30 protein-coding genes are annotated in these 24,199 nt (G+C 56.7%); 15 read left to right on the top strand and 15 right to left on the bottom strand.

All coding sequences use genetic code 11. The features are described from left to right. Positions 1-95: 95 nt before the first annotated feature. Positions 96-1,262 carry an ISH3-like element ISH27-3 family transposase gene (locus ACOZ32_RS09325; protein ID WP_424335064.1) on the bottom strand — a complete coding sequence of 389 codons (1,167 nt, stop codon included), beginning with the start codon at positions 1,260-1,262 and terminating at the stop codon, positions 96-98. A gap of 474 nt (positions 1,263-1,736) precedes the next feature. Then, positions 1,737-2,012: a hypothetical protein gene (locus ACOZ32_RS09320; RefSeq protein WP_285253960.1), complete on the bottom strand. Its 276-nt coding sequence runs from the start codon at positions 2,010-2,012 to the stop codon at positions 1,737-1,739. A gap of 851 nt (positions 2,013-2,863) precedes the next feature. Here ACOZ32_RS09320 and ACOZ32_RS09315 point away from each other — a divergent pair. The 8 genes from ACOZ32_RS09315 (at position 2,864) to ACOZ32_RS09280 (ending at position 6,956) form a co-directional block, all read left to right on the top strand. Next, positions 2,864-3,037, top strand: a complete 174-nt coding sequence (locus ACOZ32_RS09315) for a hypothetical protein (protein WP_424335171.1) — start codon at positions 2,864-2,866, stop codon at positions 3,035-3,037. After that, positions 3,034-3,207: a hypothetical protein gene (locus ACOZ32_RS09310; protein WP_285253546.1), complete on the top strand. Its 174-nt coding sequence runs from the start codon at positions 3,034-3,036 to the stop codon at positions 3,205-3,207. The genes ACOZ32_RS09315 and ACOZ32_RS09310 overlap by 4 nt, the downstream gene beginning before the upstream one ends. Before the next feature lie 49 nt (positions 3,208-3,256). Continuing rightward, on the top strand, positions 3,257-3,472 hold the full coding sequence (locus tag ACOZ32_RS09305; RefSeq protein ID WP_424335170.1) for a hypothetical protein: 216 nt from the start codon (positions 3,257-3,259) through the stop codon (positions 3,470-3,472). 1 nt (position 3,473) lies between these two features. Further along, positions 3,474-3,923, top strand: coding sequence for a hypothetical protein (locus tag ACOZ32_RS09300; RefSeq protein ID WP_424335169.1), 450 nt, complete (start codon positions 3,474-3,476; stop codon positions 3,921-3,923). 359 nt (positions 3,924-4,282) lie between these two features. Next, a complete protein-coding gene (locus ACOZ32_RS09295) occupies positions 4,283-4,600 on the top strand; it encodes a hypothetical protein (RefSeq protein ID WP_424335168.1) in 318 nt (105 codons plus the stop codon). 68 nt (positions 4,601-4,668) lie between these two features. Further along, the gene (locus ACOZ32_RS09290) at positions 4,669-5,478 is read left to right on the top strand and encodes a hypothetical protein (protein ID WP_285253549.1); all 810 of its coding nucleotides are present in this window, start codon (positions 4,669-4,671) and stop codon (positions 5,476-5,478) included. After that, a complete protein-coding gene (locus tag ACOZ32_RS09285) occupies positions 5,475-5,795 on the top strand; it encodes a hypothetical protein (protein WP_285253550.1) in 321 nt (106 codons plus the stop codon). The genes ACOZ32_RS09290 and ACOZ32_RS09285 overlap by 4 nt, the downstream gene beginning before the upstream one ends. Before the next feature lie 411 nt (positions 5,796-6,206). Continuing rightward, positions 6,207-6,956: a hypothetical protein gene (locus tag ACOZ32_RS09280; protein ID WP_285253551.1), complete on the top strand. Its 750-nt coding sequence runs from the start codon at positions 6,207-6,209 to the stop codon at positions 6,954-6,956. 73 nt (positions 6,957-7,029) lie between these two features. On the opposite strand, the gene ACOZ32_RS09275 is transcribed toward ACOZ32_RS09280, so the two are convergent. From ACOZ32_RS09275 to ACOZ32_RS09265, 3 genes are all read right to left on the bottom strand, one after another. Continuing rightward, positions 7,030-7,659 (bottom strand): tyrosine-type recombinase/integrase, encoded by a 630-nt coding sequence (locus tag ACOZ32_RS09275; RefSeq protein WP_285253552.1) that lies wholly within the window; start codon positions 7,657-7,659, stop codon positions 7,030-7,032. 182 nt (positions 7,660-7,841) lie between these two features. Continuing rightward, positions 7,842-8,531, bottom strand: a complete 690-nt coding sequence (locus tag ACOZ32_RS09270) for a hypothetical protein (RefSeq protein WP_285253553.1) — start codon at positions 8,529-8,531, stop codon at positions 7,842-7,844. Positions 8,532-8,781: 250 nt separating this feature from the next. Further along, the gene (locus tag ACOZ32_RS09265) at positions 8,782-8,991 is read right to left on the bottom strand and encodes a hypothetical protein (RefSeq protein ID WP_424335167.1); all 210 of its coding nucleotides are present in this window, start codon (positions 8,989-8,991) and stop codon (positions 8,782-8,784) included. Positions 8,992-9,080: 89 nt separating this feature from the next. On the opposite strand from ACOZ32_RS09265, the gene ACOZ32_RS09260 reads away from it, so the two are divergent. Further along, positions 9,081-10,409, top strand: coding sequence for an IS4 family transposase (locus ACOZ32_RS09260; protein WP_285253942.1), 1,329 nt, complete (start codon positions 9,081-9,083; stop codon positions 10,407-10,409). 257 nt (positions 10,410-10,666) lie between these two features. Then, positions 10,667-11,938, top strand: a complete 1,272-nt coding sequence (gene htr13, locus ACOZ32_RS09255) for a chemotaxis signal transducer protein Htr13 (RefSeq protein WP_205251712.1) — start codon at positions 10,667-10,669, stop codon at positions 11,936-11,938. Here the strand turns inward: htr13 and ACOZ32_RS09250 are convergent. The 4 genes from ACOZ32_RS09250 to ACOZ32_RS09235 all read right to left on the bottom strand — a co-directional run bounded on the left by ACOZ32_RS09250 (position 11,935) and on the right by ACOZ32_RS09235 (position 14,380). Next, the gene (locus ACOZ32_RS09250) at positions 11,935-12,180 is read right to left on the bottom strand and encodes a glutaredoxin family protein (RefSeq protein WP_070807657.1); all 246 of its coding nucleotides are present in this window, start codon (positions 12,178-12,180) and stop codon (positions 11,935-11,937) included. The genes htr13 and ACOZ32_RS09250 overlap by 4 nt on opposite strands. A 56-nt stretch (positions 12,181-12,236) precedes the next feature. Further along, positions 12,237-13,004: a GTP cyclohydrolase III gene (locus ACOZ32_RS09245; RefSeq protein ID WP_010902721.1), complete on the bottom strand. Its 768-nt coding sequence runs from the start codon at positions 13,002-13,004 to the stop codon at positions 12,237-12,239. Between the two features lie 189 nt (positions 13,005-13,193). After that, positions 13,194-13,778: an archaellin/type IV pilin N-terminal domain-containing protein gene (locus ACOZ32_RS09240; RefSeq protein WP_424335166.1), complete on the bottom strand. Its 585-nt coding sequence runs from the start codon at positions 13,776-13,778 to the stop codon at positions 13,194-13,196. Positions 13,779-13,789: 11 nt separating this feature from the next. After that, positions 13,790-14,380: an archaellin/type IV pilin N-terminal domain-containing protein gene (locus tag ACOZ32_RS09235; RefSeq protein ID WP_424335165.1), complete on the bottom strand. Its 591-nt coding sequence runs from the start codon at positions 14,378-14,380 to the stop codon at positions 13,790-13,792. A gap of 595 nt (positions 14,381-14,975) precedes the next feature. On the opposite strand from ACOZ32_RS09235, the gene ACOZ32_RS09230 reads away from it, so the two are divergent. Continuing rightward, positions 14,976-15,146 (top strand): hypothetical protein, encoded by a 171-nt coding sequence (locus tag ACOZ32_RS09230; RefSeq protein ID WP_285271380.1) that lies wholly within the window; start codon positions 14,976-14,978, stop codon positions 15,144-15,146. A 792-nt stretch (positions 15,147-15,938) separates the two neighbouring features. Here ACOZ32_RS09230 and ACOZ32_RS09225 read toward each other — a convergent pair. After that, a complete protein-coding gene (locus ACOZ32_RS09225; RefSeq protein ID WP_285271381.1) occupies positions 15,939-16,985 on the bottom strand; it encodes a tyrosine-type recombinase/integrase in 1,047 nt (348 codons plus the stop codon). Between the two features lie 412 nt (positions 16,986-17,397). On the opposite strand from ACOZ32_RS09225, the gene ACOZ32_RS09220 reads away from it, so the two are divergent. Beyond that, a complete protein-coding gene (locus tag ACOZ32_RS09220) occupies positions 17,398-17,766 on the top strand; it encodes a MarR family transcriptional regulator (protein ID WP_285253558.1) in 369 nt (122 codons plus the stop codon). Positions 17,767-17,830: 64 nt separating this feature from the next. After that, entirely contained in the window at positions 17,831-18,010 is a 180-nt protein-coding gene (locus ACOZ32_RS09215) for a hypothetical protein (protein ID WP_285253559.1), read from the top strand. A 51-nt stretch (positions 18,011-18,061) separates the two neighbouring features. On the opposite strand, the gene ACOZ32_RS09210 is transcribed toward ACOZ32_RS09215, so the two are convergent. The 3 genes from ACOZ32_RS09210 to ACOZ32_RS09200 form a co-directional block, all read right to left on the bottom strand. Then, positions 18,062-18,706 carry a hypothetical protein gene (locus ACOZ32_RS09210; protein WP_424335164.1) on the bottom strand — a complete coding sequence of 215 codons (645 nt, stop codon included), beginning with the start codon at positions 18,704-18,706 and terminating at the stop codon, positions 18,062-18,064. A gap of 15 nt (positions 18,707-18,721) precedes the next feature. Then, complete coding sequence (locus tag ACOZ32_RS09205) at positions 18,722-19,045, bottom strand: hypothetical protein (protein WP_424335163.1); 324 nt, start codon at positions 19,043-19,045, stop codon at positions 18,722-18,724. Between the two features lie 105 nt (positions 19,046-19,150). Then, entirely contained in the window at positions 19,151-19,864 is a 714-nt protein-coding gene (locus tag ACOZ32_RS09200) for a recombinase family protein (protein ID WP_285271383.1), read from the bottom strand. A 497-nt stretch (positions 19,865-20,361) separates the two neighbouring features. Here ACOZ32_RS09200 and tnpC point away from each other — a divergent pair, with 497 nt between their 5' ends. Beyond that, a complete protein-coding gene (gene tnpC, locus ACOZ32_RS09195) occupies positions 20,362-21,759 on the top strand; it encodes an IS66 family transposase (RefSeq protein WP_424335162.1) in 1,398 nt (465 codons plus the stop codon). Positions 21,760-21,774: 15 nt separating this feature from the next. Here the strand turns inward: tnpC and ACOZ32_RS09190 are convergent, their stop codons facing one another. Beyond that, positions 21,775-23,307, bottom strand: a complete 1,533-nt coding sequence (locus tag ACOZ32_RS09190) for a hypothetical protein (protein ID WP_285253562.1) — start codon at positions 23,305-23,307, stop codon at positions 21,775-21,777. 186 nt (positions 23,308-23,493) lie between these two features. On the opposite strand from ACOZ32_RS09190, the gene ACOZ32_RS09185 reads away from it, so the two are divergent. After that, positions 23,494-23,793 carry a hypothetical protein gene (locus tag ACOZ32_RS09185; RefSeq protein ID WP_285253563.1) on the top strand — a complete coding sequence of 100 codons (300 nt, stop codon included), beginning with the start codon at positions 23,494-23,496 and terminating at the stop codon, positions 23,791-23,793. Positions 23,794-23,816: 23 nt separating this feature from the next. On the opposite strand, the gene ACOZ32_RS09180 is transcribed toward ACOZ32_RS09185, so the two are convergent. Then, complete coding sequence (locus ACOZ32_RS09180; RefSeq protein ID WP_285253564.1) at positions 23,817-24,164, bottom strand: MarR family transcriptional regulator; 348 nt, start codon at positions 24,162-24,164, stop codon at positions 23,817-23,819. Positions 24,165-24,199: the final 35 nt, after the last annotated feature.

Here is a 24,199-nt window from a genome sequence, read left to right as displayed (position 1 = left end):
CCTCACAGATCGACGGGAAGCTGTCGCTGTCGGCGGCGCTTAGCCGCCGACGCGACAGCGTCGCCACTCAGTGCGGGGGCTGTCCCGGTCAGTGGTTAGCGGTGGAATCGGTCGTCAGGTGGTCGGTTCGCGGGGACGGCCCGACGCACCGCAAGGGCCGTCCACGCAGCCCGTCGAACCATATTCACGAACTCCTTGTACGGCCACCACCAGAGGCGACGCCCGCCTCGGCGCGGCGTCGCCACGTATTCGTAGTGGAGATACCGCCAAACATTCTGTAGCAGCAGACTCACTACGACGTACAGCAGTCTCACCGTCGCGTCTCGTGTCGTTGTCGTCGCTATCGCTTGCTCGGACAAGCGATAGCTCGATTCGATACCGAAGCGTTTGCTGTAGTGGTATCGCGCTTCGCGTGGCGTCTCGATGAACGGCGCGTCAGCGGCGTAGCCGTGACGCGCTACACCGTTCTCGTCATATCGTCCGTTCAGGTACGTACAGTCGATGTAGACGGGAAACTCGACGGTCCAGCTGTGACCGTCGAGTTTCCCTGTCAGGTTGTGTTGAATAATGCGACTCCATCCTTCCGAGAGTTCCTGCTGAATCGCCTCACCCCACTGAATGATTGGGACCACGTAGGCGTAGTTGTGCGCCTGAAGCAGCGTGAGACACTTGCTGTCGTAGAATCCGCGATCAAGGTAGACGGCCTTGACCTCGGTGTTAAGGCCGTCGAGTACACCAAGGAACTCAGCGAGGACGCTGCTGGCGGTGTCGCCGTCTTCGAGACGGCGCACCGCCAGCGTGTAGCGTTTGTTCTTCACACGCGCGTAGAGTGTGGCGTAGGCGTGGAATGCGGTGGTTCCACGCTTGGCTTCCGAGTGATAGAGGTTCTCCGTGTCGTCTTCATCACCGTAGTAGGGCCGCAGGTGGAGGTCTGCGCAGACCTCCACCTGCTCGGGAAGCAGTTCGACGATGTCTCGGCGAAGAAGCGTGTTAGCGACTCGTTCGAGCCGTTCGGGCTCGAACTTCGTCCGTAGATGATAGAGAACTGTGTTCGCCGATGGCGAGTCTTCACTGGAGTTGCACAGCGTCGAGATCGAGGTCCCGTCGGCGGTCGCGCCGACGAGGACCTCGTAGATGTCCTCTGCACCGATTTCAGCGTTGTTGGCGAGGTTGAGAGAAACTTCCTCGTCAAGGCAGTTGACGAGGAAGTTAAGGAGCTGGTCCTCGTGAATCTCACTGTCTGCTTGCTGGGTCGTAGACACACCTTCAGCAAGCAGACGTTCTAACTAAGCGGCTTTGTGATGTACTGATATTGAGTATCAACGTGTCGCTATTGACGACGACTACGGTCGCCGCCCACTGTTCAGTTCCAAGTACGGGCGCATGAGTAAACAGAACCTCAACAAGCGTATCTATCGCGTGACTGCGCCGTGCTATACCTCACGCGGATGTCCCGCAGATAAGGACCCGCTTGAGTGCGAGCATACGGGGTCGTATGATAACTACGTCACTTGCCCGTACAATACGCGCCCCCATGCGATTAGGGGTGGGAGTATAACGTATTGGCTACGGAACGACGTTCCGAAGAAAGCCGTTGGCGACCGCGTGAACGCTTCGATGAAAACGCTCGACCGCCACTATGACGAGCGGAGTGAGGAGGAAAAGGCGGAACAGCGGAGGGATTTCTTCGACGGGTCAAACTAACTTCGCGCGCCGCCTACTGACTACAGTTCTTTCTACTCCGCTATATCTCGAATCTCGTCTTCCGTTCCTTCTGTGACGAATACCTCACCGTCGGGACCCATTTTGTCGGTCCCGTATTCGTTCCGAACGGTGGTTAGGTCCTCCGCAGTCAGTTTATCAGTGTCACCCCAGTAGACTTGATACCCGTCGTCGGTTTCAACGATGGTGAACCGATTATCGTAGTCGTCGCCTTCGAGATATGCGCGGACGGCGTTGACCGCCTCACTTGCGCGCTCATTTTCGGGCGATAAGTGACGAAAGTCAACCATACGGACGCCTCTCAACGAGGGAGGAAATAATCAACGCCCGTCACACTTTGGGGTTTAAGTGGGACCTTTTGCGCCCGTTAGTATAGGGCGCGAGATTTGTCACTGATGACCGCCCATCGTTGTCTTCCTTATTTCTGTGGGGCGACTGCTCATAGGTCGGTGGCGTGGGACCCACCGATTTCCTCACGCTTTTTCAATAATTCAAAGTCAGATAGCAACGGCTACCCAGTTTTGAATACAGTAAAAGAATTAGCGTAAGAAAACGAACGCCCATTTGTAGGCGGGCGTGGTAATCCGCGCCACGCTAATGACCTACAAATCCCTTTCTTCAACGGACAAGTCCTCGAACCGTCCGTTCGGGTTCCGCCTCGTTGTGGTCCCGCAACCTCACGGTGGTTCTCCCACTATCTCACCGCCACCACTCTCCTACTCCCCCTATACTACTAACGTTGAAGGTGGGTACATAAAGGGAGGGGGGTAGTGTGGGGAGGACCGCGGGCCGTCGTTCACTCTGACTACGGTAGAAATGGGGCGGGCGTTGAGCGCAACAACAATTTGCCCGAGTATTTGCTGTCCAATATCCAGAAAATCACCAGACGGCGGCTGGATTAAATTCACATAGATATTCGGGATATGCCCATGAATCATAGCCTTACCTTCTCGTCTGGTTTGATTCGTTCAGTTCTCAAAATCCCACTCGTCAGTACCCTTAGAGTGAAGGCGGGGCGTTGAACGCTACGACGAACCTCAAAACACGGGAACCGCTGTACCGCCCGAAATCGGGCGTCTCCTAATGTGTCAGTATGTTCTATGTGAGGGGAGAAGTTGAACGCCCCGTTCAACGAGAAGATATGACCGACGAAACCAGAGAACACGCTATTCGCGTGAACGAAACGGACGCACAGATGTTGAAGACCGCGAAAACCGAGTTTGAGGCGGATGTCCCACTCGGTTTCGTTGCGCGGGTTGGGGCGCGAAAGATTATCGAGGACAGCGACGACAGCGACGAGGTAACTATCGCATGAGTGAGAACACTTGTTTCGAGGACGAGTGTCGCGTTTGGTATCCGCCGTTTCCCGATACGGAGGGATGGCGCTACTGTAAACAGCATTATCCCGCCCCGAACGACGGTGAGTTTACTCACGTCCCTGACGAGGAACGGCGCAACGAACTTCTTGAGATGTACGATGAGTAGCGAAATCCGAGTTATTGACCGACAAGTTAGCGCGTTCGACCGAGTTGAAGTGTCTGAATCAGCGACGCCGACCTACGACCGCGACGACGGACGCCTTCGAGCGGCGTATCCCGCTAACAGCGACGACGAGCAGGATTACGTGTTTAGCATTTACCGCTACGGTGACGCGGACACGTTCGAGGTGGCGGACGGCGCGAAGGTTCTTGACTACGGTGAAGGCGTCGCCCACGTTCTGACGCCCGCGGACGCCTACGAGGGTGAGTAAGATGTACGACATTGAGAACGCCCGACAGCGCGACGGTGACGCCGCGGAGGACCGTAGCGACCGAGTAGATGAGATACTGTCCCGCCCACGCCTCGGCTACGGTGAAAGCGACCCGTTGCCCGAATCGTTCGAGGACTACGACGGCTATCCTGAACAGCCCGACGACTTGACGACGCCAGACGCCCGCCAGTTCGTCACTGAACTGTTCGCGTCTCCGCTCGTCACTTCGATTGACGACGCAATTGAGGAGACGACGCCCGCGGCAAACGACCGAATGATTCGCCGTGAGTGGCGTGAGGCGTTCATCAAGGCGGTCGAACTGTTTGGGGGAGAAAGCCCCGAAGGTGACGACGAGCGCGACGAGAACGACGCTGATAGCCGTCTCGCGGAACTGACGGGTGACTACCCCGACGACAGAGGGTGTCATAGAAGAGTTCTCATGGTTTGCTGAATCAGCTCTAACGAATTGAAAGCGCCGTACACTTGGTGCACGCTATTTTTAGCTTGTCGTAGCTATGGCAAAAGAGAAATTCGGAGTCGCTGTTGACGAGGAAATTGTGCGAGAAGTGGACGAACTGGTCGCTGAGTGTGACGATCTCGGAGCCAGCCGCTCCGAGATCGTCGAGGCCATCCTCACAGCGTTCGTTCAATCTGAGTCAAACCACGCTGAGCGAGTGAGAGAGATCATAATTCGGAAACGAAAGGGCACTCTCTAAGCATCTCAACATACCGTGCACCAAGTGCACGACTTTCTAAGCTAGTAACTCTCTATAACAGTCAGAAACTCTATCATAGTGTGTGAAGACTTCTATGACACCCTCCGACGACATGGTGACGCCCTCGAACCCGCTCGTCGTCTCCGCGCTGTATGCGGGACACGGGCTTTCGAGTGAAGAAATCGCGGAGATATTCAGCGACGACGGGCGGAACGTCAAGCCCGACGAGATTCGCGCCACGCTCCGCAACGCGGGACTGATTACGGCGACTGAGAGTGAGGACAGCGAGCCGTCACACCGCCTCGGTGGAACGAGCATGAGTTTCCGTGACAGCGGGAATACGGGCGTCAATATCAACAGTGAAGCGGTCGCCCGCGACCCCTCTATCTCGGTCGAACGCGCCGACGAATAGACAACTGACTAGCCGATTCTGAACGACGCCCCGCCTTCCCATCGGGGCGTCCCTTTCGATTCAAATTCATGAGCAGTACCCCGACCGACATCAACAGTAGTACCGAGCAGCGACCGAACCCGTGGCTTGACGACGGACTAGACCGTAGTCCCGCCAGCGCGTCACCGTTCGCCCGACCGAACGAGAACAGCGGGACAAAAGTCCGCGGACGGGAGTACGACGCGAGTACGACCGACGGACGGAAACTCTCGACCCGTGACAGCGCGAAACGTGGCGACGAGAGTGGGCGGAAACTCGGGTCGCAAATCAGCAAGAGCGATTGCGACACCGAACAGTGGGAACGTCTCCGCAAACGCGACGAGGAAATCCTGACGTTCGACAGCGACCGTTACGACGCGGAGGGCGACGACTACTTAGACCTACACCGCGGCGCTGGTGTCGAGACGAACGGGAACGACCGCATACGGAGTATGACACTTATGGCAGTCGTCTCGAACGTCGCGGAGGAACTGAACGCCGACGGCGCGACGGAAAACGAAGCGCGGACTCTCGTCGCCTCACTTGACGAAAGCGAAACGAACGGGCGAAAGTTCGAGGCGACCGCGACGGCGGCGCTTGTCCTCGCCAGAGACGAGTTTGTGGCGACGAGAATCCACAACATTAGCGCCGAAAGCGCGGAGATTCAGCAGATACAGAGTACGCTTGAACGCGCCACGTCGCCCGCTGAACGATTCCGCGTTCTGAACAACCTACACCACGTCACCGACGACGAACGCATACAGCGCGCCCTACAGCGCCGTCTTGACGCGGAGAACGTCGCGGACGAACACGGGTTCGTTCTCAAGACCGCGGTCGAAAATGTCGAGTGGTCGAAATGACGGAATACTCCGCGGAGGACCACAAATACGACTGTGACGTTCCGAGCGACGAAATCACGAAACTGTTAGTCGAATTAGATAACCCGTGGAAATCAAAACGAGTCCTCCAATATTTCCACGAGGAACTGAAATATTCGACCCGAGAGATAGCCGACCTGTTTGGTGTCGCCCGACAGACACTTCAAAATGTGGTCCGACCAATGGATGGGTTCGCGTTCCACCAACGGAATGGGAGAATGACGGCGATGGACTTGGAGCAACGCGAACTTGGAGACTACGACGACAAAGAGGACACGGGGCTTTCCGACTTCTTGTGACGTAAGTCCCACCACCCCTCCCTTTATGTACCCACCTTCAACGTTAGTAGTATAGGGGGAGTAGGAGAGTGGTGGCGGTGAGATAGTGGGAGAACCACCGTGAGGTTGCGGGACCACAACGAGGCGGAACCCGAACGGACGGTTCGAGGACTTGTCCGTTGGAGAAAGGGACTTTGCTGGCGATTTATCGGCGTGGGGAGAATTACCACACCCATCCATAAACGGGTGTTCAGTCTGTCCTACGCCGATTCTCTCCTATTTACGTGACCTTTGGCGTACTATTGATATGACGACTTCTTTCGAGCGAATCGTTCAGATAGTCCGCTGTCCGTCCGCGACGTGGCGGACTGGCGTTGAACGACTCACGTACAACGTAGATGGGGGAGAATGGGATTGCGAGAACGGTCAAAAATGCACGGAGTCGTCGTTTTCTACGGCGATTTGTCCGACAATTACGTGATGGATATGAACAGGTGTCCGACTTGTGGCGACCGATTCGAGGAACTTGGAACACATTTCCGTTACCACGGCGACCACCGTCCCGAACTATCCGACCGCCAGCGCGGAATCGTAGACTATCTGATACTCCGCGGGGCGACCGTCCGCCGTGAAACGCGAAATTCCAGATTAGAGGTATATTCAACGTCAGAGGCGTGGATTCGGGGCGTTTCGGGAACCCTTGGGTGGATTGCGGGCGACCCTCGGGTTCAGCAATCCGCCAGCGACGTAGCCGACCGTTCGAGTCGTCGGTACAACACCGACGTAGCGGTGTCCGACTGTAGCGACTTGTGGGCGTTCACGACGGTCCCACACCCGTCTTTGGACTACGAGGGACCAACGGACGTTGACCACCTCGAACCTCTCACACTCCGCTTACTCGTCGCTACGGTCGGGACGTGGGTTGGGGTACTGTTCGGGTCGCTCCACATTGACGTTCGAGGGTGGGACGTGTCTGGCGACCACCTCCGCGGGCTACTCTCGAACCGTGGCGTTGCGACCGCGGAATACGACGGTGACGGCTACGCGGAGGACAGCCCGACGTGTCGCTATCACTACGACGACGACGTGGTGGTGGTCCCACACTACGACGCGCTCGAACTACTCAACGGCGTTGGGCTGTCGCTGTCGGACGTTGCCGAACCTATCAAATTCCAAAAATAGCGGTTAATGCGCGTAGTCCGAATGCGGACAGCGAGGGACCGAAGGGACCGCCTCCCCACGCGGTCGCTGTCGCTTACACTCGGTCCAAGTGGTCGTAGACGCGTTCCGTCGTCTGAATCGAACGGTGGCGAAGGCGATTCCGAACGTCGTACAAGGTGTTTCCGCCCGCTCGGTTCATCATCCTATAAGCGACACTGTGGCGTAGTGCGTGCGGGCTAACGTCCGTAGGGTCGCCAAGCCCTTCAACGGTGTAGGGTTCTATGTCGGCGTCAGTGGCGGCGTCTCGAACGACGTTGCGAACACTCTCGGTAGTCATGCGGTCGGACTGACGGGAGGGAAAGAGCGCGTCAGAGTCTTTCCAGCGATTCGAGAGATACGTCCGTAGGGTGCGAAGCGTCTCACCCGCTAGTTCAATCTCGGTGTAGGTTGGGCTGTTATCGTTCGGGTAGTCCTTCTGAATGTCCGCGGGTAACATGAGTACGCCGTCCTCGAAGTCAATCATACTCACGTCGACGGCGACCGCCTCACCAACGCGAAGCCCCGTATCCGCCAAGAGGGCTATCAGCGCGTCGTTTCGCGTGGCGAGGTAGTCCGCACTGTTCTCCACTGTGGCGTTCCGCATGGCGTCTATCTGTTCGGGCTTGAGCCAAACACGGGCTTTCGGGTCGGACTCTTGAGTTTGGGAATCTGTTGAGGCGGGCATTTGGGTCACGTCCGTACATAAACGAATACGCTCCATCTCCTAGTGAGTTTGGGTTTCTGCAAACAGACTCCAAAACTCAATGATGCCCGCCCGTCGTCTTTAGATTCGGGACGGGTCCCATACTCCACTGGGGAGGGGGTGGATTGTCGCGGGCGGCTTATTTAGATTAATTCAGAATTCTTCTATTGGTGTCGCCAGTAAAAGGCAAAAATGGGGAATCCAGCAGATAGTGATAACATCAATATGCTTCCTGTGGTAGACCCAAGACCCAATTGTGAATAAATGACATTTCCTACAATTCCCCCTATAACGAGTATCCCGAGATACATACTAACTTTCCGAGAACGTGCCGACTGTCGCTTGCTCCACAGATACACCCCAGTTAATGAACCTATGATTAATCCAGAAGAAGTCCCGCCAAAAACCAAAGTGAAATAGAACAACCCAATAAATCCGCCGACGATTACTGATAGAGGATAGCCAATAGCCCCGAGAAAGACATCACCCGATGACTGGGGTGGAGAGAAGTCCCACGAGTTTTTGTCAACTTCTGCTGTCGGATTCGTCCGAACAGCATCCAACGCATCTAAAAATTGGCGCTTGTATTTCTGTGGAGAAGCAGTTATGTTTGTCCAGATGGATTTTTCGGCACTCACCTCTATAGGAATTTCTCCCTCGTCAGTCGGGTCAGAGAAGTCAACGTATATGTTCTCCCCATAACTCCACAGGACTCTCGGAAAAGAGATACCCGTCTTACCAACTATCTGGCGACGGCTTTCCTCAATACTCTTGATGCCCTCAGTTCTCCAAAAGGCTTCCTTGACTACTTCTTGTGCCTGCTCTAAAGTGCAGTCAAGTAATAATCGTGTCACATTCCACCGTCTACCCCCTAGCTTCAAATACATTCTGGTGGTGTCGGTCCATCTCGTACCCCCATCTCTTGGTCAAAGTCTACTCACGTTGCGACGGGGAAAGATTCTAGGCGGTCGAAACGGTAGACACACATGAAGCCCAGTACGGCGTTGGTCTAAGACAGGAACACGCACGCCGCGCATGGACTCATACCCTCGTGTTGTAGATTACGACGGTAGAAAACACCAGACGTAGCGGGGATAACGCTCGTCAGACTGAACCGACAGGCATGGGGAAGCAGTCCATGTCCACGTGGACGACGATGCGCTCCTCGCGGGCTGGGGCCCCGGGCAGTCGCTCACCGGCCGACATCACCGGTGGTTCACCGTCCGCACGGAAAAGCGACCGGACGGTGCGGCCGCCGCCCGCGTGCACTCTCCTCGTTCCGGCGAGCAGCCACGCGTTGCGACCATTTATCATGCAGTGCTCCCATCCGTTCTAGTTTAGCGCATCGAGGCACCTGGAGAGGCCGAGCTAGAATCGTCAGTAACTAGGAGTGTGAGAATCCGGTGGAGAGTGTGTACAACCCACCGGATTCAGTAGTTGTGAACCGAATTCAAAGAGCCTTTCCATCTGATGAGTTGCGCGAGCGGGCTCGCGCAACGAATCTCATCCAGCGAGAGCGAAAGCTCGACATCGTCGCGTTGTTTTACACGCTCTCACTCGGCTTTGCTGCCGGATCTGATCGATCCATTCAGGCGTTTCTCGAACGCTACGTCGAAATGGCTGACTGTGACGAACTCTCGTATGCGACGTTTCACGGCTGGTTCAAACCAGGGTTCGTCGCACTCCTTCGAGAGATTCTCGATGATGCCATCGAGAATCTCGACACGGGCCAAACCGAGCTTACCGGACGCCTCGAACGATTTCGAGACGTCCTCATCGTCGACGCTACGATCATCTCGCTCTATCAAGACGCCAGAGACGTCTACGCGCTCGATGACGACCGAGCCGGGGCGAAGCTCCATCTCACCGAATCGCTCTCAACGGGGCTTCCGACACGATTCCAGACAACCGACGCGAGCACCCATGAACGGAGCCAGCTACCCACCGGCGAGTGGGTAGCTGGCGCCCTCATTCTGTTCGATCTTGGCTACTACGATTTCTGGCTGTTCGACCGCATTGACGCCAATGACGGCTGGTTCGTCTCTCGCGTCAAAGAAAACGCAGACTTCGAGATCGTTGAAGAACTCCGTACGTGGCGAGGGAACAGCATTCCGCTGGAGGGCCAGTCGCTGCAGGCCGTCCTCGACGACCTGCAGCGACGGGAAATCGACGTGCAAATCACGCTCTCGTTTGACCGTAAACGAGGGTCGGGCGCCAGCACGACCCGAACCTTCCGATTGGTCGGGGTTCGCAACGATGACAGCGGCGAGTACCATCTGTACCTGACGAATCTGGACAGAGACGACTACCGCGCGCCCGATATCGCACAGCTCTATCGGGCGCGCTGGGAGATCGAACTGCTGTTCAAAGAACTGAAATCGCGGTTTGGCCTCGACGAGATCAACACGACTGACGCCTACATCATTGAGGCACTGATCATCATGGCAGCACTCTCGTTGCTGATGAGTCGGGCTATTGTCGACGAACTCCAGAAACTGGACGCAAAACAACGAGACTGCGCCGACGACGCCGGGGCGTCGTCGACGCGGCTTCCTCGACGACGCTGTTCACACGCGGTCGAACGGCACGCACATCTGATCCAGTTGTACCTAATGCTTGATCTGGGGTACGAGCTACCGGATCTCGATTCGTTGTTGCTGTGGTCGTCACGAGATCCAAATCCACACCGTCCGAGGTTACGTGAACAGGTAGAGTCAGGCGAGTTCTGGTAACGAACTCGCCTGACGAGACGGGCTGGTTCGCCCGGACTGATCAGCGACCGCTCTGGAACGGCAGCGCACTCACGACCGCGAGTGCGCCGCCTTCGACGGGAGACATGACTAAGAACCGGCAGGGTTGCTGGAACAGCTACTATCTCGGCATGATAACGGTCAGACTCGACGCAATTTCGACGTGATCACCGTCTCAGTCAGTCGCTAAGCTAGAACGGATGGCAGTGCTCCCATTAGATGTGGGCATAGGCAGTCCAATGACCGGGCCCGACAACTCACTCACCGATCCCTCGGCGTCACCGTCGACGCCGGTCGCGTCGCTGCGACCGACAGCCGAACAGCTGCTTCCACAGCAGCGCGACCAACTGCACGCGTTCATCGAGCGCGTGCTGGCCGACCACCCAGACCACATCGTGGACTGTTGTGTGGAGTATTACACCAACACGCTCCCGAACGGAACGGCCGCGTACGGCGATCTGCTGGCGCTGCTGGCGGCCACCAGCGCCGACGCCGACGCGTTCACCGCGGCGGTAACGGCCATCCAATCCCCGCTGCTCTCCGGTGACGGTCCGACCGACGGGCCGCCCGCCCAGGAGTCCGTCACCGCCCACGCCCGCGTTGTCGCGGAAGACATGAGCGCGCTCCGCGGCCGTGTCGCCCCCGACGACGCCACAGCCACGGGCTCCGAGGCCACCGCCGACGAGGCCGCTGCGGTCGCCGAGCTCATCGAACGCGCCCGGGAGATGAACCAGAACATGGAGGAGATCGACCGGCTGGCGGCCCAGCAGTCGGACAACACGGACAACCTCAAGGCGGAGATCAGCGACATCAGCTCGGCGATCGAACAGATCGCCGCGTCGGCCACCGAGGTCAACGACCGCAGCGACGAGGCCCAGTCACTCGCGACCGACGGCTACGAGCGCGCGGTCGCGGTCGTCGAGCAGGTCGAAGCCATCCACGACGGCGTCACCGAGGTGCGACACCAAACCGCCACGCTGCAGGATCACACCGAGGCCATCGACGACATCGTGGAAGTCATCAACGACATCGCCGACCAGACCAACCTGCTGGCGCTGAACGCGTCCATCGAGGCGGCGCGCGCCGACGCCGGCGGCGAGGGGTTCGCGGTCGTCGCCGACGAGGTCAAATCGCTGGCCGAGGAGAGCAAAACTCAGGCCGAAGAGATCGAAGAACGCGTCGAGAACATCCAGGTCGAAACCCGGAACGCGGCGGACACGCTCGTCGAACTGGAGACCGAGACCGAGGACAGCCTCGAAGCGAGCACGTCCTCGCTTGACACCTTCGAGGAGATCAAAGACCTGGTCACGGGGGTGTCCACGTCCCTGGACGAAATCAAATCCGGGACCGAACGCCAGACCGAGAGCAGCGAGGAGCTCACGATGATGATCGACGAGGCGGCCCGAAAGGCGGACACGATCTCCGACGAGGTGGCGTCGATGGCCGACGCCAACCACGCACAACTCCAGAAGCTCGAAGCCTACCAGTCGGAATCCGACCAGTCGCGCTAGGCGTACTGGGTTTCGAGGTGGGTGATGATCTCCTGGGTGTCAGCCAGGAACGACGGCTCCATGTGGTCGTCGATGACGACCGGAACACCGGTCTGTCCGGTCACGTCTTCGACGGTCGTGCGGTCGGTGTGGGCGTCAGGCACGAGTGTCTCCTCGTACGCCACGTCGAGTGCGTCGAGTTTCGAGCGAACCTTCTGGGAGTACGGGCAGTCTTCCCGGGCGTAGAACGTGACCTGTGACATACCCATCGGTACGGTCGACACGCGCATAAGTGTCCCTCCAGAAGCGGACCCCGCCCCTACTGGCGGCCGGATCGCTCGACGATCGTGTCGTGTTCGCGGGCGACCTCTAGGGCGTGTTTGGCCCCCATACCGGCGTCGTGTGCCGACGCGCCGCGGCCGACGCCCACGCGAAGCGCAACGTCGGCCGTGTCCTGGACGTGTGCGATCGCGTCCTCGTAGTCGCCGTCCGAGAGCCCGGGGCAGACGGCGATGATGTTGTCGCCGCCGACGAAAAACGACAGCGAGTCGTGGGCGTCGTGCATGTGGCGCATGAGCGCGGCGTAGCCGGCCTCGATATGCGTGAACGACGCGAACGCGTCGAGTTCGTCGGTGTACGTGCCGGTGGCGTCGATCACGTCGAAGTGCGCGATCTGGACGTCGTCGTCGGTGCGCTCGGCGTCGGGGATCGGCTGTCCGAGCAGTGTCTCGCGGCGGTCGGCGTCCTGTGCGCTGCCCTGCTGCTGGAGTGCCCCGGTGGCCCCAACGAGTGCGTCGGCCGGCGTGCTGCCGGTGCCGATCGAGAGGCTCGCCGTGATCGGGTACCGGTTCCGGATCGACTCCTGGACGCGTGCGTGCGCTTCGAGATCCAGGCCGTTCGTGACCGCGATCATGTTGTCGAAGCGCGTGAAGAAAACGTATCCGTCACGCGTCCCGATCGCCTGCGAGAGATCCGCGTACAGTCGCGACTGCAGCGTCTGGAGGTCCACCTCACGCCGTGGCGACGGTGTCACGGTCCACGGCCCGTAGTTGTCCAACTGGACGAGTGTTACCTGCGTGTTCGTCACGATACTGCATCCTCCACGCGGCCGGAGTATATCAGTTTTGGATCGCGTTCCATATCTGTCGGACGTCGATCAGTCCCGTTCACCGCCAGCACGTGCCACAGTCAACCACGCACCTGACACACCGCCGGCTACCAACGGGTGCCAGCTACACACGAAAGAAACCGCGATTCGGAGAATCTACCGCGCGTCTTACAGCGTGACAGCGTTTTTGTCCTTGAGCGATTCAGGGACGTTCGCCCAGTAGGTGGTTTTCGAGCCGTACTGCGTGGTCACCGTCAACTGCACCTCGTCACCAGCGCCGAGCTTGGAGCTGATGCCGCCGGCGTACATGATGACCTTGATGCGGTCGGACTGCTGGACCAGCACGTTGTCGTTGTTCCCCTTGATCAAGGTGGTGTTGAACTCCTCACCCAGCGTCGTCGTGTCGGCTGCGTTGGCGTGCGTTAGGGTGGTGGCTTTGTCCGGGCCGATCCACTGGATCGTGGATTTGCTGAGGTTGATGTTGTCGGCTCCGGCGGCCTGGCGCACAGTGAGGTTCACGTAGTCGACTTCCTCGCTGTTGACGTTGCCGTACGCGGAGACGATGTTGATGCGGTTGGAGACCTGTGCGGAGGCTTCCTCACCGGTTGCCGACCCCTTCGATTGGAGGAAGCCAGCGGTGTTGATGAGGACGCCAGCGGCGATCGCGGCGACCAGCACCATCGCGATGAACACGATGAGCGTGCCGATCCCCACTTGACCGCGCTCGTCCTCATCCGTGATGAACTCGAACATGAGCGTGTGTGTTATAGTGTGACTGCGTTTTTGTCCTTGAGCGACTCAGGAACGTTCGCCCAGTAGGTGGTTTTCGAGCCGTACTGCGTGGTCACTGTCAGCTGGACCTCTTCGCCAGCCTTCAGTCCATTGGTGGTGATCGAGGCTGCATCCATGACGATCTTGATGCGGTCGGACTGCTCGACCAACACGTCCGCGTTGTTGCCCTTGATGGACTCAGTGGTGAAGTTCTCGGCGTCGGCAGTGCTACCGTCGTAGGTCAGGGTGGTGGCGGTGTCCGGGCCGATCCACTGGATCGTGGATTTGCTGAGGTTGATGTTGTCAGCCCCAGCGGCCTGGCGCACCGTCAGGTTCGCGTAATCGACCGTATCGGTCCCACTAGCGGTCTTGACGTTGCCGTACGCGGAGACGATGTTGATGCGGTTGGAGACCTGTGTGGAGGCTTCCTCACCGGTCGCAGAGCCTTTTGACTGGAGGAAGCCGGCAGTGTTGATGAGGACGCCGGCGGCGATCGCGGCGACCAGCACCATCGCGATGAACACGATGAGCGTGCCGATCCCCACCTGGCCGCGCTCGTCCTCGTCTGTGATGAATTCGAACATGATCTTGTTGAGGGTCCCGCGTGGGTAACCGACGCGAGTGTTTGACGTGAGTGACAGCCAACTAATAAACGTTTGTCCCAATTATCTACGGTGAAAACTACGGTAAAACGGCGTTACCCGGGAATGAGTACAGTACAACGGTTGACCACAACGACAATACTTGCGGATTGATAACGCGATTTCCGGTCGGCGATGATCCACTCCGACATGTTCATGTGACTAGGTTTCACATGCGGTCCGTGATTCATCCGGCAGCCGTCTGTGAGCGGCGCTCAGTCGTTGGTCTATCCGGCTGCCACCCGGACCGCGAGTAGTGCACCCGCCGCGACCGGCACGCGAACACGCTGTTCTGCCGGCTCACTGTGCGTTCGTGTCCGGGACCGTGCTCGCCCGGATCCGCACACGAGACCACGCTCGCTCGTGTGCGTATTCGCGCTCGGTCGGCCCCGTACACCCGCTGAACTGCCGCGTCCGTGATAGGAAGAGGGGATACACCCCCGATTTTCGAGCGTCGAGTCAACGAAATTCGTTCGGTTATCGGGGGTCGTGTGTCCGAGTCGAGTCTGCGAACCCGCACTGACGGCGACTCTACATCGTGAGGACACTGTTGAAGCGGCCGCGGACCGTTCCAATTGCACAAGACCACGCCGTGCTGGTCTCCTGTGAGGTCGTCGGTGATGTCCATGATGGCGTCGAAGAGGTACTGGTGCATCTCTACCCGCCGCTCTGTCTCCGAGATGAGTTGGCCGAGATCATTTCGACGTGATGGGGTAGCGTTGGTCTCTTGGAACCGAGTGCAGCTGTTTCGGTCGATAACTGATGTTGATTAGATCGTCTTCGCCACCCAATGACTACCACTACGAGACATGCGCACTCGTTGCGTCGTCTCACCTCCCTCATAAATATTCACGGTCGCAACGACAACGCCACTCCGTGGCTCACTGGCATTCAAAGAAGCGACCTTCGCAGTGTTTGCCTATGCACTCTCAACGGCCTGCTCAACCGCTTCCTCGTAATCTTCTGATTGTCTAGTAGTCATACTGAAAACATTAAATCCGGGTTATAAGAGGGGTGCCTACTTCCAGGCCTGGTATCAAATTTTTGTGCCCCAGGGGGCGGCTGCGGAACCGTGGGGAGTGGTTTGGAATTGTGGCCTTAACCACACCCCTAGCGCGGAATCTAACCCTCTGGGCTGGATTCGCCGAGCGCGTTGCCGGGTCCCGGGAAAGAACCTCCCAGAATTCTTCTAGCGGGCCTGCGGGCCGCCATCTGCGGATTCGTCGTGCTCACCGAGCGGGGAGAGACCGGAGTGCTCGGGCGAGTGCCCCTTCAGAAAGTGCTTCCAACGGTTCTCGATTGCGTAAAATGCAGCCGCACGGGCACGTGGTGAGCGTGTAGACACACGGGCCACAGGCGTAGACACTTGTGGACGGACTCATACGGACACTTCTGCAGAGCCGATCCGAGCTAGATGACGCGATCAGGAGTCAGCAAGAGCTTTTGAAACAGTACGTCGTAGAATGGGGCCGGAGGGTTCCCACCTGTTCGTTTGGGCAGGTCATTCGTCTCCAACCTCGCTATCAACGTCAGTCGGGTCCTCATGTTTGCAGATGTCGATGCCGTCGAAGTCGGTGATTCTTCGCCGAAGCTCCGCGTCAAGATCCGGCTGATCGTAGTACCGTCGAATCACGCCGGGTGTCGTTCCGGCGCGATTGGCGACCTTCTCCACTGACCGCCCGATGTTTAGCTGCCATGTTATGGATCCGTGCCGGGCTGGATGCGGGCTCGACGAAGAGGGGCACTGAGACGCCTTCGTCTGCTGATGTGCCCACTCACAGTTATGCCGCTCACGAGAATGCGGACACCGCTCTGAGATGCAAGGGACGGTAGCCCGATACATCCAGTTGGTGATCGTGCTTTCGGACGGACGCCCTTGCCGACTGCTGAAAAGCGGCTTTCGTCCGTGTTCGTCACGTTTACTGTACCGATCACGAGCGATGTATTCGTCGACCGCAGCGGCCGGTTCGGGACTTAGGACGACCTTCCTCGCGTGTTTACGTCCGAGCTTCAGCCTAGTTCCAGTATCGGGACGGTTGGCGAACGCAAGGATTCGTTCATCCGGATTCCAATCTGAGAGGTCTAGCGCTCGAATTCCTTTCCGCCGAGCTCCAACGTGCGCGATTACCTCGAGGAGTGCGTGTCGACGTGTCCCCCGCCATTCTGTGGAGTTACGGTAGACTACGAGGAGTTCGCGGATGTCATCGGGATCGAGGATGTCGTCACGACTGTACTCGTGGTCTTCTAGTTTCAGCGTCTCGATTGATACGTGTAGACCAGATTCAACGAGCCCCTGCGATTCGAGCCATTTCAGCCAGCGACGGGCCTGTTTTTGCTTACTCTCAACAGTCACTTTCGCGTAGTGACTGCCATCGTCGAGTTCGTAGGCGAGCAGCCAGTCAGTGTAGTTACCGACATTCCAGCGGGTTAAATCAGAGACTGTCTCTATCCCGACGTCCTCAGCGTAACTGAGAAACGTGTCGAGAGACTTCTGGTATGTCCGCTCGGTTTCTCCTTTCCAGTTCGGCCGTTCGTGAGATGAACTCATCAATCGCCCGTTCAATGGTGTAGTCGGGCTTTTCGCGCGGGTTACTCATCGGGACCTCCTCCGTCGTCGCGCGCAGTCGCTGCAGATCGGGGCGATTACTGTCGCGTCGAGTCCGTCCGCTGGGGCTCCGCAGACGGGACACTCGCCTCCGCTAGTGGTTAGTGCGTCCGGTGCGTCGTGCCGTTGAGGGCGTGCTAACGCCCTCGTGGTGGCGTCTGTCATAGTTCGCGTGGTTGACGCCACCGTTTTCGGGCCCGCTCCAACGGGCCCGTTCTTCGCGCGTCCGAGAGAGTCATCAACGACCGTTCCGGCGGCTATTCTCCTGTACATACTCTGATGACTTATAGTTTGTTCCTATTCATATATTCATAGACAAGCACTATTATGTACAACCCCGACTAAAATTGCTACTATGACTATCCGCAAGAGCGGCAAATGGCAGTCTGTCTGGGATGACCGTATTTTAGAGGTGATATATTATGATCAAATCTATCGAGTCGGGGCGATTGCTGACCATGACTTGATAAGAGTCGGTCAGCCACAGGTCTCGCGTCGTTGTAAAAAGATGGCCGAATACGGTTTGCTCAGAGACCAAGGCAACGGTGTGTATGCAATTCACCCTCGAGGCATCGATTATTTACACGGCCAATACGACGCGGCCGGGGGTCCTCCCAGCAATAACGACTATGAGGGGGAGCGAGAGGAGCGACAAACTCTTGATAAAACCCCTGAAAACGCGGCTAAAGACGTTGCCGAGTCCCTCAACGACGACAATAAGTAAGTAAACTAGGTCCCACGTCTAACCACGTATGCCAGTTGAGACAACTACTAGCTTAGACGGACTGATGATTGACATCGACGAAGAAGAAGGCGTTGTTGTCAAAGGAATGGACGGGGGTAAAGAGCGTCTAAGAGCCGAACTGAATACAGAAGACTCGTTGGAATCTGCGGTGGAGTCCCTACGAGAATGCGCGGATGAGCTCGAGGAGACCGGATCCAGCCGTTTCTGGGTCAAAGAAGAGTAGCCGTCGCAGAAATGATACCAGTAGTCGCCAGTACGGTTTCTGAGGATTTCACTAGAACCGACCTTTATCGCTCCGTAACTTGTTGACGATATTTAGTATCGGCTCCATCAAATTATTGAGGATGGACTCACTTCCAAACTCATTCTGGAGGTCATCTAGCAGTACAAAAATAAAGAATACCGTCCCAATCAGCAAGACCCCCTCATACAGGAATAGCATCGTCCCGTCAATCATCAACCATGAAAGCGAGTCTGGAAGATCAGAAGTGATGGCAGTTAACGGCAATATCACACCTACGATAGTCAACGCAGACACCTTTTTGAGAAATATTCCAATACCTGATTCGAACGTGATTATCGTATTTTGCCGAAGTGAGTCAAGCCGCTGGAAATCTCTGTTCAATTCACCAATTACATACTGATAGGACTGAAGATTCTTTCCTGACGGGGGATTCCAGTTGTAGTGGCGCTTTAGCCACTCATGAAGTGATTCTCTCGGTCTATCAGGGTTAAGAACGTGAGCGGTGTATGGACTATCGGCTTCTATCTCAAGATCAGCGTAGAGATACTCAATGAATTTCGATCGTTGGTCCATGTTCGTTTTGAGCCATCCGATCGACTCCCGCAAAGTATCAAAACCGTCCTCTGAGAGCAAATAATGACGCTCTGGGTCCGGAGATGGGTGAATATCCTCCATCAGGACGTAACTGACTCAGGCCATGTGTGCCCAGTATAAGGTGACAACAGGCCTGGATGATTCCCTCGCTATCTTCAGGTTCAATTCGTCGAATGAGAGTGTATGTACATGATAGAGGCTCGGAATGTTGATGCTATGCGCGAATTCACCTGCCATGGGCGAGATAACATCACCAAACTTTTCTTCGAACTCTTGAGTCTCCTCACGCAAGTCCTCGGTACGTCTCTCCCTCCTTTGCCGTTCAAGCTGATACTGAATTAGGCGTGCAGAGACAAGAAGACCAACAATTGCAGCCGTCCCCTGAGAGAGAGTGGAAAAGAACCAAGCCGGATTCACCATAGGCAGACGTTATTCGTACACGAAATGAATCTGACGACTCCGTAACAGACTATATCGACTTGATCCCGTCTACAGTCTGTAACTTTTCATTGCTCGCACCTGAACTCATAGACCATATAATTTGCCGCGTTCAAGCGCTCTACCTACAGTTCGTCGGCTTGTATCGAGTTCAAATGATGCTTTGCGCTTGCTCATTTCGCCCTTACTCACCATTTCGAGAACTGTGGTGACGCGATCGTAGCTGTCCGACTCTACAAGCCGACCATCGTCTTTCTCAAAGCCAAGCGGCGCGGGCCCGTGGTGATACTCGTCATTTTCCACCCGGGCTGCGATTCCCTCTCGGGTCCGTTGCTGAGCCATCTTCGCCTCTAGTTCAGCGAATACACCGAGGAGCTGCAGCACGGCGCGCTGGAAAGGATCGTCGTCGTCCGGTCGTATCTGTAAGCCCTCGTCGATGATGTGTAATTCCGTTTCGGCCGCTTCGAACCGCTCAACCGTCCGGTCCAAGTCCCGAATACTCCGTGAAATCCGGCTCACCGACTTACACACGACGACATCTAACTCCTCGAGGGAGTTGACCATTTCTTGGTATCCACTCCGCTCCGTGTCTGTTCCTGTACTCTTATCGGTCCAAGCGACGATGTCATTGAGCGGACGCTTGAGTCTGTCGGTCACGTATTTCGTGGCTGCCTCTCGCTGCCGGTCGACGGACTGATCCTCTGTGCTCACGCGAAGATAGACTCCGATCATCGTACGGTAGACGCGCAGGTAGGTGGGTATTTGAAGAGCCGCCCTTACGCACAGGGTGGGCGAGAACATTCGTTCCTGTCGGGGATTGACCATAGGGCCCGCATGGTGGGGGAGGGGGTCAGCCCCGGTTACACGCGCGCGTAGATGTTTACCAACGGTGGGGTGGGCACACAATTGGTAATTCCAAGGGTCAGTGACTCTCGTTGGTAAACGCAGGGGGTAGCTGTCGCGCTGATTACCAACGATAGGGGGTCCGACCGGAAACTGTTGGTAACAGTAGTTGCTATCGCGGTTTCTTTATTCAGAGCGGTTCTGAAACTGAGGCGGCTGAATCGGCAAGTGGGAATGCGTATCTTACAGGTGGTTTTCTGAGAGCCTGACAGTAGATCGTTACTCGGTCTCAGACCTCGGACTCTTTCAAGAACTGTACGTGTTTAGTCCCAGAACGATTTCGGTAGGCTCTCGTAGGAGTCGTCCAACTAGTGCAGTAGATCGATGCAGCAGGCGAACGAGTGCATCTTTGAGGGATGGTCTCCGTCCCGGAGACCATCCCGTCTCGCCTGCTCATGACGTCGTCCGAGCCGTCCAAAGAAGAACTTCTTACGCAGTTTGCTGAGCTCAAGCAAGAAGTCGAGGAACTACGGAAGGAGAATCAACGCCTCAGAGCCAAGCTCCGGTGGTACGAAGGGCCGCATACACCACCGAGCAAGGACCAATCAGACCAAGAGGAGTCGTCCTCGTCCGATGGAGACGAGGACGACGAACAGCCACGTACTGACGGTGGCACGCCTGGCCGAAAAGCTGGACACGAGCCAGAATGGCGTGATGCCCCTGACCCTAACGAAGAAATCGAGGTCACGTGTGACTGCTGTCCAGAGTGTGGTGAACAATTCGACGAGTCGGCGGGCGTCAGCCCCCGACTCGTCGAGGAACTCCCAGATCCACAGCCGCCCGAAGTCACACAGTACAATCGTCACCACTACGAGTGCCATTCATGTGGGACCGAGACTGTCGCCTCACACCCCGACTGCCCCGATGAGGGGCAGTTCGGGGTGAACGTCATCGCACAGTCAGCGCTTTCGCGGTACGATCACCGGCTTCCCTACCGCAAGATCGGTGACCGCTTCGAGCAACTACACGGACTGGAGCTGTCCGCCGCATCAACGTGGCACGCGACCGAGCGCGCTGCGCGCGCCGGTCGCTGCGAATACGAACAGATCCGCCGACAGATCCAGCACGCTGACGTTGTCCACGTTGACGAGACCGGAATCAAACGGGACGGTGAACAGGCGTGGCTGTGGACGTTCACCACGGACGAGCACACGCTGTACGCGGTCAGAGAGAGTCGTGGGAGTGATGTTCCCGCGGAAGTCCTCGGTGAGGACTTCGCGGGAACGGTCATCTGTGATGGGTGGACGGCGTATCCAGCCTTCAGCGAGACGCTTCAGCGGTGCTGGGCACACATTCTCCGGGAAGCTGAAGAAGCAGCCGAACAGCAGGATGAAGGGAAACCGATCTACCGTGCTCTGAGACAGCTGTACGTCGCTCTCCAGGCCCGGCTGGAGAGCGACGTGACAGTGCGCGAGCGGGCAGAACTACAGCGTGTCGCGCGAAGGGAGCTTGAGTCGCTGATTGAGCGGTCGGTTCCCGACGGACCAGTGGCAACACTGCTCGGGAAAATCGAAGGAGGTCTCGACCACTGGCTCACCTTCGTCGGTGAGCCAGGGGTCTCCCCGACGAACAACGCTGCGGAAAACGCGCTGCGTGAGCCGGTGGTTCTCCGGAAGCTCATCGGAACGCTCCGTAATGACCGCGGTATGTTCGTTCACGAGACGCTGCTGTCCCTGCTGGCGACGTGGCGCCAGCAGGGACGCAATCCCTACGAGGAACTCAGGCGAGTCGTCCAGGACAACGAGATGCTTTCACGAGCTCAGGCTGTGCCGGCTGTTGCATCCTCGAGGTAAACACGTACCAAGAACTTATCGTGGTGTAAGCTCGTCTGCGTTGAAGGCGTTAACCAGCCGGTTGATGATGGTTGGATCGACGTAGGTCAGGTTGGCCACTTGGCCCTCAATGTAGGGTGGACTGCTGAGATCGTTCAGGGTGTCGAATAGGACTAAGATATCGAGGTAGTCGTCGATGTCATCGTATTCGAGGCCGGTTTCTCCCCGGACTACTACCGGTGCGGCGTCAGGATCATCGGGGATAGCAAGTCCGAGACGGCCCAAAATGTAGTTCTGGAATGTATCTTTGTCGACTTTGGAGTCTTCGTTTTTGATCACGAGCATTGTGAGGTCGCCAGTGTCCTCTTTCACTGGTTGTATCTGGCTCTCTACCTTGTTGAGGATCTGTTTTTGTAGATAGGATTTTTTAGGCCAGTAGCCGGTGTCTTGGGGGTTCGTTCCCATCTTGTATCGGCGTGCAACTTGGTAGGAGGTCTGTGGGCGTGGTATTGTGACTTCGCCCCAGATTGGCTTTAACGACGTGGAGATGTGGACATCTGGTTGTTTGCCGCTGGGGGCCTGTTTCTCGATGTCGACGTTGGAGGTTCTGAACTCTCTGCGGAGTTCGCTGATTACTTCTATTTCGGCTATCGTACTGTCGTATTCTGGTCTTCCCAGGAGTTTCTTTCTTAGAGTGCCTAAGGGGTCGTTGCTTTGGCCGTTTGCGGCTATTGGTTCGAGACAGTGACCGTAGTAGGTGAGCTTCTGTACTGTTTTCGGGTTCTTATTTGGGTCCTGTTCTTGCCTGAGCAGGTTTGTTAGAGGGTGTTGGTTGTGCTCTTGGAGGTTAGGGATACATGGCTTGTTGTGGGTGAGTAGATGTTCGAGGTTCGGGTAGTGGGAGAGGTTCTGCTTGACCTTGTTGTAATTAATAGTGTTCTTGTTGTCCCATTCGAGGTCGTCGAGTAGTAGAGATATTTTGAGTAGACGATCGTGTTTGTGTCGGCCTTGGTATGCGTCGGTGGGATCTAGGCCTTCGTTGTTTGCTATGTCTTCGAGTTCAGTTTGGAGGATCTGTAGTTCTGTGTCAAAGTCGCCCTTGGAAGCCCGGTCTTCGAGGTAGCATTCGATTGTCCGTTTGAGGGCTCGGAAGAAAAAGTAGCTGTAGGTGTTGTACCAGCCCGTCATCTGGCTGGCCATTTCGTTTTCCTGTCCTCTGTAGAGGTGTGGGATGAGAGGGGCTAGGTAGTGTGCTTTCTCGAGATCTTGGTTCTGTATTTTCTGTTCGGTGAACCGGTTGACTGCGTTGATATCGTGGGCTCCTATAGCCTGGAGTCCGCGTCCAAGGTCGGAGCTGGCCAATATATTAGCCTCTTTTGAGATTAGGTAGGCGGTTTCCAGGGATTTGGCGTGTTCCTGCTGGACGCAGTTCTCGAAGACATCGGACACGTAATGGAGCCCTCCAGGTGGTGGATGTCCGATATTTTGGATTAAACTCTGTATCTTGTCTAGCTTCTGGTAACAGCTGAGGTTGTTGTCCTGCTGGATTTCAAGGAAGTCAAAGGCCATAGATCACCTTGGTGATTGTTACTGATTTGTTAAAATGTTTAGCGAGAGGCCACTGGTTTCACTAAACGCTGTACTGACCGGGCGTTTCACCTCATCTATTGAATAAAGGAACCGTATTGGCAGCTACTGGTAAACTGCGGCTGGCCGCTTATGTACCGAGAATCAGTCGGGTGAGGTATGTCCCATATGACCGACCGAACCGGGGAGTCAGACCAAGAGGCGCTCGAACGGCTCCGTAATGGCCGATACCACCATCTAAGCGATGATCGGCCGATGATAGCGGACGGACTTGAGAGCGACCTCGTGCAGATCAAGCGCCTCAAATTGGTAACAGCGGCCGACGAGATATTCTCAATCGAGATTGAGAGTGTCTCCGCCGGGGATTTACCAACAGAACCAGCCGTCGTCGTTCCGGAGTGTGACTCTGATACCGAGATCTATCTCCGTCGGAGCGCTCCGACTCCCGAATTGGTGGCGGTTGAGTGACCCACCCCTAGTTTGGAGTGAGCTTACCAATCCTCGCTGTGGTCGAGACTCTGCACTTCGTTTTCCCAGCCGTCCTCACTGTATGCGTCAGCAGGCGCGTTTTCGAATAGTTTAACAGCTGCGTCCAGCGACTCAAGTCGCTTCTTGAGCGTCTCAGCGTCCTCTGGCGGGACGTAGTAGATGCTGTCAGACCGTTCGACAAGGTCCTTCTCGAAGAGGCATTCCAACGTTTTCGACACATTCGATTCACCGATCTCGGTCTGCTCTGCGATCACGTTGGGGGTGAATCCGTACCCACGGTGCGCAACAAGAAAACTGAGCGCCCGGTACTCGTTCGTATCAGGCTTTACCGGGAACGGATTCTCCGACATCGTTACCGGCCTATTCGTCGGTCAATACATCAACC

It is taken from the genome of Halobacterium sp. MBLA0001, assembly GCF_049705385.1.
Classification (GTDB): Archaea; Halobacteriota; Halobacteria; order Halobacteriales; family Halobacteriaceae; genus Halobacterium; species Halobacterium salinarum.
The sequence above is the reverse complement of the archived record's forward strand: the minus strand, read 5'-3'. Positions and strand labels throughout refer to the sequence as shown.